Below are 13561 nucleotides of genomic sequence, written 5' to 3' on the forward strand. Positions count from 1 at the left end.
AGCGTCACCCTTATCTGGTGCAGACTGGCTGCTTGTTAACCGCCAGACCACGATCTCTGAAGAATCAATTGTAGCTCATCGGCAACTCTGGTTCAAGATCGCGACTAGCTGCAACTAAGCCATCTTGGGGGGCGGCCAAAGCCGTCTCCTGGGAGAGCTTACGAGCTGCGAGTGGCAGACGCGTTCTGCGACGCTCAGACTGTGGAGGTCGGGCGGCAGTTGAGCTTGGACCCTCAACCCACTTGCAACGTGAAGTCCAATTAACTATCTCTCTTGATTCTGTCAAACTCCCTAAGCCATCTTACATCTGAATGCCTCAGGGCCTGTGGCTTCCCACTTGCAGGTGTCGTGGGGTAATTCTGGGGCGTAAGTTACGATAGTATATGAAAGGGGGAACAATGCGCTGGAGATTTGGGGCCGATCTGGGTACAGGCTCACTTGGCTGGGCGGCGATCGAGCTCGATGCGGACAATGTCCCCATCCGGCTCATCGCGGCAGGTTCTCGGATTTTCGGGGCCGGTCGCGATCCGAAGTCCGGAGCTTCGCTGGCGGTCGACCGGCGCGCCGCGCGCGCCATGCGGCGCCGGCGCGACCGTTTCAAGAGACGGCAGGCAGCACTCCTCAAGCATCTCGAAATGGCGGGACTCTTTCCTGCCAACGCGGCCGAGCGCGCAGCGCTGGCGATCCTCGATCCGTTCGAGCTTCGCGCCAAGGCGCTGCGTGAGCCTTTGCCGCCACATCATATCGGTCGCGCCTTATTCCATCTCAACCAACGGCGTGGCTTCAAATCCAACCGCAAGGCCGATCGGGGCAAGGATGCGGAAGACGGCAAGATCAAGCTCGGGGTGAATCGCCTCTATGAGGCGATGCGCGACAAGGGCGCCGAGACGCTCGGTGAATTCCTGCACGAGCGCAGAGCCGCGGCCAGCGACGCGAATACCATTCCTGGCGTGCGGACGCGCCTGCGCCCGGAGCCCGGCGAAGGCAAGCGCGGCGATGGCTATGATTTCTATCCCGATCGCCGCATGCTGGAGGAAGAATTCGATCTTATCTGGGAGCGACAGGCCGTGCATCATCCGGCTGTACTGACTCTTGAGAACAGGAAGCGTCTGTTCGAGGTCATCTTTCACCAGCGGCCACTGAAACAACCGAAGGTCGGCACCTGCACTCTGGTCGTCGGCGAGGAGCGCCTACCCAAGGCACATCCGCTGTTTCAGCGCCGGCGGCTGCTGGAAGAGTTGAACGCATTGCGGGTCGTCAGGCCGGGGGCTTCAGCCGAGCCATTGACGCGCGAGCAGCGCGACCTGCTTTATCTCAAACTCAAGGACAAGCGCTCCGTCACATTTGAGAGCCTGCGGAAGCTTCTCGGGCTCGAGCCGGAGGCACGCTTCAACAAGGAGAGCGAGAATCGCAGGGAAATCAAGGGAAACGAGGTGGCGGCGGAACTGGGCGCCAAGACCCGCTTCGGCAAGCGGTGGGCCTTTTTGTCCGATGAGGCGCAGTGGGAGATCATCTCAAAAATCCGCGAACTGGAGAGCGATGAAGATGAGGCGAGGCTGCTGGCGTGGCTGCGCGATACATATGAGCTTGAGCCTGAGCAATCGCGCTCGACAGCCGGGGCCAGGCTTCCGGAGGGCTTCGGCCGTTTCGGCCTGACAGCGACCACCAGGCTTATCGCCGCTTTGCAGTCTGATGTCACCATTTACAGCGAGGCAGTGAAGAAGGCGGGTTTTGCCCATCATTCGGATTTCCGCACCGGGGAAGCATTCGACGAGCTTCCCTATTATGGCGTCGTGCTCGAACGGCATATCATGCCGGGGACCGCCGATCCGACGGATCCGGAAGAGTTGCGCATCGGACGCCTTACCAATCCGACTGTGCATATCGGGCTGAATCAGCTGCGCCATGTCATCAACAGGCTGATCAAGTGCTACGGTCGGCCGGAGCAGGTCGCGATCGAGCTGGCGCGCGAACTGAAGCTTGACGACGAGCGCAAGCGTGAGATCAACAAGCGCAATCTACAGAATCGGGAGGACGCGACCAAGCGCTCGGAAAAGCTGGTGAACATCGGAGTCGCCGACAAGGGGGGCAATCGAGCACTCCTGAAGCTTTGGGAAGAGCTCAATCTCGACAATGCGCTCGACCGGCGCTGTGTATACACCGGACGGCAGATTTCGATCGAGATGCTGTTCTCGGGAGCGGTGGAGGTCGACCACATCCTACCCTTCGGCGCCACGCTTGACGATTCGAATGACAATCGCCTGCTGTGCATGCGCGAGGCGAATCGAGAGAAGCGCAAGCGTTCGCCCTATGAGGCTTTCGGCAATCGTCCGGATTGGGCGGAGATTGCCGCTCGCGCGGCCCGCCTGCCACGCGGAAAGCGCTGGCGCTTCGAGCCCGATGCGATGTCACGGTTTGACAATCAGGGCGGCTTCATCGCCCGCCAGCTTGTCGACACGCAATATCTGTCGCGACTCGCGCGGGAGTATTTGGCGGGACTGTTCCCGGATGTGGGCGAAGGCAGCGGTCGAGTCTGGGTTTCACCCGGCCGTCTCACCGAGATGCTGCGCAGGAGCTGGGGCCTCAACAGTTTGCTTCCGGATCATAATTTCGGTGGCGGTGCCGACCAGCCGAAGAACCGGCGCGATCATCGCCATCATGCCATCGACGCAATTGTCGTCGCCGTGACTGATCGTCATCTGCTGCAGAGCATCTCCCGCGAGGCGGGCCGGCGTGGTGCTGAAGCCGCAAACCGGATGACAGCCGATCTGCCGATGCCGTGGGAGGCTTTCCGGGATCAGGTCGGAGAGGTGGTAAGCCGCATCGTCGTCAGCCATCGCGCTGATCACGGTACGACCGCAAAGAAAGCCTTGCCCAAAGGACGGGATGCGACGGCAGGGCGGCTGCACAACGACACCGCCTATGGGCTCACCGGTCAGAAGGATGCGAAGCAGAACGACCTTGTCGTTCACCGGGTGCCGCTCGATGGCCTGACGAAGGCGGCCGATATCGAGAGTGTTCGTGATCCTGAATTGCGCAAGGCCCTGCTTGTTTGGACTAGGGGCCTGGAAGGAAAGGCCTTCGAAACGAAACTGTTGAAGTTCCCCGAACTCGGCCCCCTGCAATTTCGCGGCATAAGGCGATATCGCAAGGTGGAGCCACTGTCCGTCATAGCGATCCGCGACAAGGATGGCCGCGCTTATAAGGGCTATAAGGGCGACTCCAACTACCGCTATGACGTCTGGGAATTGAAGGACGGCAAGTGGATAGCGGAAGTCGTATCCATGTTCGATGTGCATCAGCCCGGTTGGTCATCTAAGGCTAGGCACGAGAATCACAATGCAAAGAAAGTTCTCTCATTGCGCCAGGATGACATGCTGGCGATCGAGCCAGATGCAAATGGCCGCAAGCTCGTCCGGGTCGTCAAATTCGACCAGAAGGGTCAAGTCACGTTGGCGGAAGCGCATGAAGCCGGGGATCTCAAGAGGCGGAACGATTCGCCAGTCGACATAGATCCCTTCAAGTATTTCGCCCCGACGCCGGGTGGCCTGAAGCGCATCAAAGCTCGCCAGGTGAGGGTGGACGAGCTCGGCCGCGTCCTCGACCCTGGCCCGCGCGCATCTCCCGAGGCTGGGGGATGATGGAGCGTATCGTCGATATCGCCACCGATGACCGGCATCTTTCTGCGTACAGGGGATTTCTGGTCGTCAGCGAGAAGCGGGAGGAGGTGGGACGTGTTCCGCTCGACGATATCGCCGCCGTCGTCGTGCATGCTCACGGCATAACCTGGAGCACCAATCTCATCGTGGCGCTGGCGGAGCGGGGCGCGTTGATGGTGGTTTGCGGCTCGAACCATGCCCCCGTCGCCGTCTGCTTGCCCCTCGATGGCCATCACGGTCAGAACGCTCGGCTGAGGTCGCAATGGGAGGCGGGAAAGCCGCTTGCCAAGCAGCTCTGGCGTGAAGTCGTCGTGGCGAAGATTCGGTGGCAGGCCGCCGTTCTGGAGGCGCGCGGGGTCGAATCCGGTGCCTTCGACCTGCTGGCACGCCGGGTTCGTTCGGGCGATCCCGACAATGTCGAGGCGCAGGCAGCGCGGCGCTATTGGCCGCTGCTGATGGGTGAGGAATTTCGACGTGATCGCTCAGCCGATGGCGTCAACAGTCTTCTCAACTACGGCTACACGATCTTGCGTTCATTGCTGGCGCGATCTGTGGTGGCAGCCGGATTGCATCCCTCGATCGGCATTCATCATGCCAATCGAGGAAACGCTTTTGCGCTTGCCGATGACCTTGTCGAGCCCTTCAGGCCGCTGGTCGATGCCATGGCCGTCCAGTTGGTCAAGAAGGGACATTCGGAGCTGACTCCTGAATCGAAGCAGGCTTTTGCCGGGCTGATTGCGCTTGATCTCGCAGGCGTGAACGGGACGACGACAGTGACCGTCGCGGCCACCAGATTGGCGCAGTCCCTGTCGCAGTGCTTTGAAACCGGGAAGTCGTCGGGGCTCCTGCTGCCTTCGCCGCCTTCGCCTCTCGATCTGGCGGGCCTGGAAGCCCTCATACGGTGACCCTCACCCAACTCAACAGCTATCGGCTCATGTGGATCTTTGTGATGTTCGATCTGCCGGTGACCACCAGAGCCCAAAGCCGGGCCGCGACCAAATTTCGGCAGTATCTGCTGGACGAAGGTTTTGAAAAAAGCCAGTTTTCTGTCTATGCTCGCTTCTGCAGCGGGAAAGAACAGTTCGAAGCCTATATGCGGCGAATCGAGGACAACCTTCCCGGCAGCGGGGATGTGCATGTCCTGACCTTCACGGACAAGCAGTATGAGAATATCGTTCGATTTTCCGGGCAGCGCCGAAAGCGGCAAAAGAAAAATCCCGGCCAACTCGCCTTGTTTTAAGGATCGGGGGCATTTTATTTGCTTCAAAAGGGCAGATATCCCCATTGTTTTCAATGGGATATCTGCCTATCTAGAATAGCGCTTCAGAGATCGTGGTCCAGCGGCAACTCTTCGTCGGCTTCTTCGATCGACCGGATGAGAATAGCGCTTCAGAGATCGTGGTCCAGCGGCAACATGCCGATAATGGCGGCAGACTACGCTGGCAGAATAGCGCTTCAGAGATCGTGGTCCAGCGGCAACGCGTGGCATCAGTGGGTGGCGGATCAACTTAGAATAGCGCTTCAGAGATCGTGGTCCAGCGGCAACACGCCGATCTCGATATTCAGATGCTGACTGAGAATAGCGCTTCAGAGATCGTGGTCCAGCGGCAACGAAGGCCGTTATCCATCCAGTTTCAATGTCAGAATAGCGCTTCAGAGATCGTGGTCCAGCGGCAACTCCACAACAGACGTGACGGCCGGTGAATAGAGAATAGCGCTTCAGAGATCGTGGTCCAGCGGCAACTGCAGGCGGGCGTCAATCGCCAGGGTGTCGGAGAATAGCGCTTCAGAGATCGTGGTCCAGCGGCAACACGCTCTCCGATCTCTACACGATCCTCAACAGAATAGCGCTTCAGAGATCGTGGTCCAGCGGCAACTATTCGCCCGCCGGCGAAAGACCCTCGAAAGAATAGCGCTTCAGAGATCGTGGTCCAGCGGCAACTCCGCCGGTGCAGTCGACGCCGACAGGGGCAGAATAGCGCTTCAGAGATCGTGGTCCAGCGGCAACAACGTCTATAAGGCCATCAACATCGTGCAGAGAATAGCGCTTCAGAGATCGTGGTCCAGCGGCAACGCACGGCAAACAACGTGGCGCGCGGCACGCAGAATAGCGCTTCAGAGATCGTGGTCCAGCGGCAACTCGGCGCGCCGCTTGCCGTGGTCGATACCGAGAATAGCGCTTCAGAGATCGTGGTCCAGCGGCAACTATGGCGCCGGCCGGTCGGTGCGCCGCTGGAGAATAGCGCTTCAGAGATCGTGGTCCAGCGGCAACGTCGCCTGGTAGGGCTGCATGGCGACTTGCAGAATAGCGCTTCAGAGATCGTGGTCCAGCGGCAACGCCATGTTGAAGATGCTCTTTCCAGCGTTGTAGAATAGCGCTTCAGAGATCGTGGTCCAGCGGCAACAGTGCCGGGTGCTTGCCGGTCGGGCGAGGTAGAATAGCGCTTCAGAGATCGTGGTCCAGCGGCAACTCATTGCGGGGAGGGAGGCGAGCAAGCCTCAGAATAGCGCTTCAGAGATCGTGGTCCAGCGGCAACTTATGTCGGTGCCGGGGCGTATTTTCTTGAAGAATAGCGCTTCAGAGATCGTGGTCCAGCGGCAACCCGAGCGCGATGTATTGCGCGCTGAAAAGAGAATAGCGCTTCAGAGATCGTGGTCCAGCGGCAACGGACAGATCAACAGTTTATCCCGTACCCGGAGAATAGCGCTTCAGAGATCGTGGTCCAGCGGCAACGCGTGGGCTGGCAGATGATCGAGGCCGATTAGAATAGCGCTTCAGAGATCGTGGTCCAGCGGCAACCTGGCCTAAGAAGAGGCAATTCAAGTTGAGAGAATAGCGCTTCAGAGATCGTGGTCCAGCGGCAACCTTGGGGAGCGCCTCGAAGCGGTTGAGAAGAGAATAGCGCTTCAGAGATCGTGGTCCAGCGGCAACGCTTGGGGAGCGCCTCGAAGCGGTTGAGAAGAGAATAGCGCTTCAGAGATCGTGGTCCAGCGGCAACCAAATATGGAGCGCTGACCCATGTCCCTATAGAATAGCGCTTCAGAGATCGTGGTCCAGCGGCAACCAGATGATCTATCCGGCGTTGCAGGCGTACAGAATAGCGCTTCAGAGATCGTGGTCCAGCGGCAACTGGCCGCTCGCTATGGCGCTACGCCACACGAGAATAGCGCTTCAGAGATCGTGGTCCAGCGGCAACTATGCCGGCCAGGGGCCGAAGCGCCAGTTCAGAATAGCGCTTCAGAGATCGTGGTCCAGCGGCAACCAAGCGCCGCAGCTTTGCCCGTGCTACCCGAGAATAGCGCTTCAGAGATCGTGGTCCAGCGGCAACGTCTTCTGACAGGTATACATATCGCGCAACAGAATAGCGCTTCAGAGATCGTGGTCCAGCGGCAACTCTCAGGTGGTATCGGCGCTGCGTCCTTCTAGAATAGCGCTTCAGAGATCGTGGTCCAGCGGCAACTCAGGTCACAAATGCATGGTTCGAATCCTGAGAATAGCGCTTCAGAGATCGTGGTCCAGCGGCAACTGATAGAAGGGAGGTAGCTGCATGAGCGAGAGAATAGCGCTTCAGAGATCGTGGTCCAGCGGCAACTGCCGGCAATGGGCAAGGAAGATTTCCAGAAGAATAGCGCTTCAGAGATCGTGGTCCAGCGGCAACATGCGGGAACCAAGCGGGAAGACTTCGCGGAGAATAGCGCTTCAGAGATCGTGGTCCAGCGGCAACGGCGCTGCTCTCGTCCGCCTGGGGCAAGGTAGAATAGCGCTTCAGAGATCGTGGTCCAGCGGCAACTGAGTTGGTATCTGCCATTCATTGGTATCTAGAATAGCGCTTCAGAGATCGTGGTCCAGCGGCAACGCATATTCCAGTACCTCGTGCAGAGCCGCCAGAATAGCGCTTCAGAGATCGTGGTCCAGCGGCAACCGGCACAAGAGACCATCGCTATCATAGCGCAGAATAGCGCTTCAGAGATCGTGGTCCAGCGGCAACAAGCATTGGGACAAGGCCGAGGAGCAATATAGAATAGCGCTTCAGAGATCGTGGTCCAGCGGCAACTCGATCAGCTTTGCAACCGGGCGCTTGTCGAGAATAGCGCTTCAGAGATCGTGGTCCAGCGGCAACATCTGGCCGACATGGCGAACGCCACCACGAAGAATAGCGCTTCAGAGATCGTGGTCCAGCGGCAACATGACGGCGCTCACTTTGTTCAAGGCGGCGAGAATAGCGCTTCAGAGATCGTGGTCCAGCGGCAACCCGAGTCGTCAACGCCACTGGAGAATGACAATATCGCCAGGAGGGCAACGACAGGGGCGATGTATGCCGAGCGCATGGTGTTCTAGATCGGCCTTTCCGGCGCAATCAAGCCAATCATCGGGTGTACCAGCAAAAGCAAAAGCGCCCCCGCAGCCATCATCGCGACCCCACCCCATACGGGGCCTTTGCCAGTGTTGTAGTCGTAAATGGCCTTCCGCATGCCACGCAGGAGGAGGCCGCCTCCCAGCGCTACCTGCAATACGAGCAAAACAAGCTGCCAAGACATGCGTGCTTTTAGAGCACGCCACCCCATACTGCAACAAGTTGTCACCAACAGGAATCTTTGGCCACCTTGGCTACGAGAATAGCGCTTCAAAGATCGTGGTCCAGCGGCAACCGCGCGCGCCGTGCGCCGCTCGACGCAGGCGCAAGACCTTGATGTCATCGATGGCCGGCGTGATCAACTCGAGGGCAAGATCCAGGAGCGTTACGGAATTGCCAGGGATCAGGCTCGCAGGGATGTGGACACGTGGTACAACGGTCAAGTGTGGTAAATTCAGAAACCGCGTTACCATCGCGTTGCCCGCTCCATCGTCAAATGGAGCGGGCAGATTTTTTAGTGCGCATCGCGGAACATGCCTATGAAATCGCTTCCTTGGGCTTTGACCGTTCCTGTTCCGCTTGCCACTCGTCGAGAACCGCCTTCTCCTCTTTTGTCCAGGCGCCGAGCATGCGCACCGTCCCTTCCTGCATGTCGATCTGGATATCGTCCGGATGCGGAACGGGGTCGGGAAGCTCGAGGCCGTTGGCCTTGCGGCGCGCAAGCTCCTTTTCCCATTGGGTCTTGTAGTCGATCATGGAATCCAGGAACTCCTCGTGAAGCTCTTGGTTCTGGTCTTCCACGGCGCTGACCAGCCGCAGCAGCAGCGTCTGGGCGTGAAACTTGCCTTTAACGGCTGCAACGGCGACGGCGCGCAGCGTTGCCTGCACCATCGAAACGGTCATTGGCGTTCCGTTTTCATGGATCACAATCTGCCGGTAAGCCTCTTCCATGATGAGATCCTTGAGCCGTCGTTCGTGAAGCGCGGGCAGCTTGTTTCGCGTACCTTTGGGCTTGCCGCCAGGATTGCCCGATTGGCCCTTGACGAAACGGTTGTCCTTGGGCGCACGCCCGTAGCCCACGTCGTAGCCGCCTCGCTTGGGTTCGATGGCCGGCTCGGTACTGCATTTGTCATTCATTCTCGCAACTCCAGATCAATCTAAATTCTTCCGGCCAATCTCACGGCTTTGGACCGGGAATGAGATTCCCACTGCGCCAGGATCCGGTCGCATTGAGTGAGGTCAGGTTCAGCGAGCAGAACGGACCTGCCCATTGCGCCGGCGGCGAGGATGGTATCTGTCTTCCATGCGCCCGGCTCTTTCGACGAACCGTCAGGATGAGCGCCTTGCGGCGTCACCACGATGATCATTTCCTCGGCATGGGCGCCGAATCCTTCATAGACAGGGCTATGCAGTTTCCCGCTGCAGCAGAGGCGGTGCGGCCCCAACAGCCAGACATCACCCGGGGCGCAGCGGGCAGGGGGCGCGCGCAGGGATACCTCCGCCGGGCTTTCCCCTTGCTCGGAATCGAAATCGGCGCCGCCGCTCGAATGCGTGATGTCGAGGAGAGCGTCCACTTCGCTGATCGAAAATCCGATGGCTCCAATGTCGAAATTGATATCCTCGGCGCGAAGCGTACTCAGCTCCTGCGTCAGCTTCTTCCTGTCCCACGCCGCATTGAGCGCGATCTTGTTGTCGGCGATGACATAGGCTCGTTTCTCGCTCTCGCTCAGATGGTCCAGCCGGTGGCAGGGCACTTCGGCCAGCCCCAGCTCGCACGCCGCCCGCACTCGGCCATGCCCGGCCAGGATATGGCCCGCCTCATCGACAACCACCGGACTCGCGAAGCCGAAGCGGCGGATGCTGTCGATCAGCTGTTTGATCTGCTTGCGGGAGTGCCTGCGGCTGTTGCCCGGCCAGGGCTTGAGATTCTGCAGGGGCAGATAATCAATTCTGGGCAAGCTGGTGCTCCATCATTGCGCCAGCCAAAAGGCGGCCAGCAGGGAGCCCTTCTTTTGTGCCCGTTGTGTCCGCAATTGCAAGAGGAATTTTTTGTTCTGAAATCCGAATTGCATTGCCTTCAGAGAAGGGCACTTCGAATTAAATGCTACTGTCAGGGAGTAATGCCGCCGACGATTTCACCCGTTGTAAATGCAACAGGTCAACCCTTCGGGTTGATGATCCATGTCAATCGATGCGGAAGGCGTATCCGCCACAATGCCCTTCGCCGGCAAGCACATGATTTTCGGCGGCTTCGCGCGAGTTATTAAAGAATAGGCTTTAAATCCTAGTATCGGCATCTGTAACAGGTGAATCAAGCCACATCAAAAGTGGGGTGGAATTCCCTGAATTTCCCTGAATCCGCGAATTACTCCCAAGCATTTTGGTTACCCGCGGTGGGGTCGGCTAGCGCCGCTTCACGCCGGGCAGCACGCACAGCATCTCGAACAGGAGATTGGCGCCGGTGAGCGCGGTGTTGCCGGTCGGGTCATAGGGCGGTGACACTTCGACGAGGTCGCAGCCGATGAGATCGAGGCCCCAGGCGCCGCGGATGATCTCGAGCCCCTGGATGGTGGTGAGGCCGCCGATCTCGGGCGTGCCGGTGCCCGGCGCGAAAGCCGGATCAAGGCTGTCGATGTCGAAGCTCAGATAGACCGGGCCCTTGCCCATCTGCCGGCGCACCTCGTCCATCAGGGGGACAAGCGACTTGTGCCAGCACTCCTCGGCCTGGACGACGCGGAAGCCCTGCTGGCGCGGCCAGTCGAAGTCATCGGCGGCATAGCCCGTGGCGCGCAGGCCGATCTGGATGCAGCGCTTGGTGTCGAGCAGCCTGTCCTCCACCGCGCGCCGGAAAGGCGTGCCATGGGCGATCTTCTCGCCGAACATGTTCTCGTTGATGTCGGCATGGGCATCGACATGGATGAGGCCGACGGGCCCGTATTTCTCGGCCATGGCTTTGAGGATCGGATAGGTCAGCGTGTGGTCGCCGCCGAGCGTCAGCGGCCGGCAGCCCTTGGCGATGATCTTGCGGTAGGCCTCGGTGATGATGTCGATGCATTTCGGCAAATTGAACGTGTCGATCGCCACATCGCCGATATCGGCGACCATCAGGCTGTCGAAGGGGGCGGCGCGCGTCGCCATGTTGTAAGGGCGGATGAGGCAGGATTCGGCCCGGATCTGGCGCGGCCCATGGCGCGTGCCGGCACGGTTGGAGGCCCCGATATCCATGGGGATGCCGACGAAGCAGGCATCTAGCCCGTCGGTGCCCGCCTGGCTTGGCAGCCGCATCATGGTGGCCGGCCCCCCGAAACGGGGCATCTGGTTGCCGCCCAGGGGCTGGTTGAGTGTTCGTGTCATGCTGGTTCCTCCCGGTCCGGTCCACAGGTGACATGGGTCTTTTGGTTAAGCAAGTGGTGCCATTCCCCTCCCCCTTGCGGGGAGGGCTATCGCATATGGAATTTGCGCGGCTCTTGGAAAGGAGAAATCACTCCCTCCAGTTCCCCTTCTCCCGTCCGCAGGATGGGGTGGCCGACAGGCCGGATGAGGGCTCTTTCTCGAAGCTCGCGCAACCTTCAAAAGCTGTTCTTGTTGTAGGCAAAGAGCCCTCACCCGCCCTGTTGGGCACCCTCTCCCATTGCTTCGCAACGGGCGAGGGGGAAAATTGGAGACAGCCTGCCTGGCTCCAGAATTTTCATATGCGATTGCCCTGCTGCAAGGGGGGAGGGGAATCAAGCGCTTACACTTTCGGTCGCCCCGGTTGAAACCCATGCGATAATCCTCTTTCTTGGCCGGGCAGGAGGAGTGCGAATGGCGCGGCTCACGCAAAGCTATGTGCATGGGGTCAGCGAGACACCGCTGATCGGCCAGACCGTGGGCGCTTTCTTCGATGAAGCGGCGCGGCGCTGGCCTCGATGCGAGGCGCTGGTGGTGCGCCATCAGCAGGTGCGCTGGACCTATGAAGAGCTCAAGCGCAAGGTCGATGCGTTCGCCGCCGGCCTCCTGGCGCTCGGCCTCAGGCCGGGTGATCGCGTCGGCATCTGGTCGCCCAACAATGCCGAATGGGTGATCACCCAGTTCGCCACCGCCAGGGCCGGGCTGATCCTGGTCAATATCAATCCGGCCTATCGCCTGGCCGAGGCCGATTACGCGCTCAACAAGGTTGAGTGCGCAGCGCTCGTCACCGCGAGCCAGTTCAAGACCAGCGACTATGTCGGCATGCTGAACCAACTCATCGCCGAGAAGCGCCTGCCGCATCTCAAGACCATCATCCGGATCGGCGGTTCGGCGCCCGGCATGCGGGGCTTCGATGAGATTGCGGGCCTCGCAGGCCCTGATCATCATCGCCAGCTCCAAGAGATCGCCGGCGCGCTGCAGTTCGACGATCCGATCAACATCCAGTTCACCAGCGGCACCACCGGCTATCCCAAGGGCGCCACGCTCACCCATCACAATATCCTCAATAACGGCTTCTTCATCGGCGAGACGATGCGGCTCGACGAGAAAGACCGCATCTGCATCCCGGTGCCGCTCTATCACTGCTTCGGCATGGTGCTGGGCAACATGGCCTGCATCACCCATGGCTCGGCCATGGTCTATCCGGGCGAAGGCTTCGATCCGCTGGCGGTGCTGCAGACGGTCGAGGCCGAGCGCTGCACCGGCCTCTATGGCGTGCCCACCATGTTCATCGCCGAGCTGGGCCATGCCGATTTCAAGAGCTTCAATCTCTCCTCGCTCAGGACCGGTATCATGGCGGGCTCGCCCTGTCCGATCGAGGTGATGAAGCGCGTCGTCAACGAGATGCATATGAACGAGGTCACGATCTGCTACGGCATGACCGAGACGAGCCCGGTGAGCTTCCAGACCTCGGCCGATGATCCCCTGGAGAAGCGCGTCGGCTCGGTCGGGCGCATCCATCCCCATGTCGAGGTCAAGATCGTCGATGCCGACGGGCGCATCGTGCCACCGGGGGCGACGGGCGAGCTCTGCACCCGCGGCTATTCGGTGATGCGGGGCTACTGGAACGATGCGGAGAAGACCGCGGAAGCGATCGATGCCGGGCGCTGGATGCATACGGGCGATCTCGCCACGATCGACGGTGAGGGCTATTGCAACATCGTCGGGCGCATCAAGGACATGGTGATCAGGGGCGGCGAGAACATCTATCCGCGCGAGATCGAGGAGTTCCTCTACAAGCATCCCAAGGTGCAGGATGTGCAGGTGATCGGCGTGCCCGACGTCAAATATGGCGAGGAACTGTGCGCCTGGATCAAGCTCAAAGCCGGCCAGGCCTGCACGGATGAGGAAATCCGCCAGTTCTGCCAGGGGCAGATCGCCCATTACAAGATTCCGCGCTATGTTAAGTTTGTCGACGGTTTCCCGATGACGGTGACCGGCAAGATCCAGAAATACCTGATGCGCGAGGAAGCGCGCAGGGAACTGGGTCTCAAGGAAGAAAAGACCGCTTGATGAGACGAGCATCTGATATCCACTTACCGTCATTCCGGCGAAAGCCGGGACCCACTAGATTGGCGCAATTTCAGCAGCGCTGCC

The 13561-nt window shown here is 59.8% G+C and carries 7 protein-coding genes, 1 pseudogene and 1 CRISPR repeat array; of the genes and pseudogenes, 5 read left to right on the forward strand and 3 right to left on the reverse strand.

Annotation, left to right across the window (positions count from 1 at the left end; all coding sequences use genetic code 11):
* The first annotated feature begins 398 nt into the window (after positions 1 to 398).
* The 4 genes and pseudogenes from cas9 to DT068_RS02450 form a co-directional block, all read left to right on the forward strand.
* Positions 399 to 3641, forward strand: a complete 3243-nt coding sequence (gene cas9 / locus DT068_RS02430; RefSeq protein WP_119388161.1) for a type II CRISPR RNA-guided endonuclease Cas9 — start codon at positions 399 to 401, stop codon at positions 3639 to 3641.
* Positions 3638 to 4564 carry a type II CRISPR-associated endonuclease Cas1 gene (cas1, locus tag DT068_RS02435; RefSeq protein ID WP_119388162.1) on the forward strand — a complete coding sequence of 309 codons (927 nt, stop codon included), beginning with the start codon at positions 3638 to 3640 and terminating at the stop codon, positions 4562 to 4564. Before cas9 ends, cas1 begins: the two co-directional genes overlap by 4 nt.
* Complete coding sequence (cas2, locus tag DT068_RS02440) at positions 4561 to 4899, forward strand: CRISPR-associated endonuclease Cas2 (protein ID WP_368904374.1); 339 nt, start codon at positions 4561 to 4563, stop codon at positions 4897 to 4899. Before cas1 ends, cas2 begins: the two co-directional genes overlap by 4 nt.
* Before the next feature lie 72 nt (positions 4900 to 4971).
* A CRISPR array of direct repeats spans positions 4972 to 7912; the repeat unit is 36 nt; unit sequence AGAATAGCGCTTCAGAGATCGTGGTCCAGCGGCAAC.
* A 431-nt stretch (positions 7913 to 8343) separates the two neighbouring features.
* Positions 8344 to 8466: pseudogene (locus DT068_RS02450) on the forward strand (CsbD family protein); the annotation flags it as partial.
* Positions 8467 to 8551: 85 nt separating this feature from the next.
* Here the strand turns inward: DT068_RS02450 and DT068_RS02455 are convergent.
* The 3 genes from DT068_RS02455 to speB all read right to left on the reverse strand — a co-directional run bounded on the left by DT068_RS02455 (position 8552) and on the right by speB (position 11368).
* Complete coding sequence (locus DT068_RS02455; RefSeq protein WP_119388164.1) at positions 8552 to 9151, reverse strand: DUF5681 domain-containing protein; 600 nt, start codon at positions 9149 to 9151, stop codon at positions 8552 to 8554.
* Positions 9152 to 9171: 20 nt separating this feature from the next.
* The gene (locus DT068_RS02460; protein WP_119388165.1) at positions 9172 to 9972 is read right to left on the reverse strand and encodes a ParB/Srx family N-terminal domain-containing protein; all 801 of its coding nucleotides are present in this window, start codon (positions 9970 to 9972) and stop codon (positions 9172 to 9174) included.
* A 445-nt stretch (positions 9973 to 10417) separates the two neighbouring features.
* Positions 10418 to 11368 carry an agmatinase gene (gene speB / locus DT068_RS02465; RefSeq protein WP_119388166.1) on the reverse strand — a complete coding sequence of 317 codons (951 nt, stop codon included), beginning with the start codon at positions 11366 to 11368 and terminating at the stop codon, positions 10418 to 10420.
* A 450-nt stretch (positions 11369 to 11818) separates the two neighbouring features.
* Here speB and DT068_RS02470 point away from each other — a divergent pair, with 450 nt between their 5' ends.
* Positions 11819 to 13477, forward strand: a complete 1659-nt coding sequence (locus DT068_RS02470; RefSeq protein WP_119388167.1) for an AMP-binding protein — start codon at positions 11819 to 11821, stop codon at positions 13475 to 13477.
* Positions 13478 to 13561 lie beyond the last annotated feature (84 nt).

This window comes from Taklimakanibacter lacteus (assembly GCA_003576695.1).
In the GTDB taxonomy this organism is placed as follows: domain Bacteria; phylum Pseudomonadota; class Alphaproteobacteria; order Rhizobiales; family Aestuariivirgaceae; genus Taklimakanibacter; species Taklimakanibacter lacteus.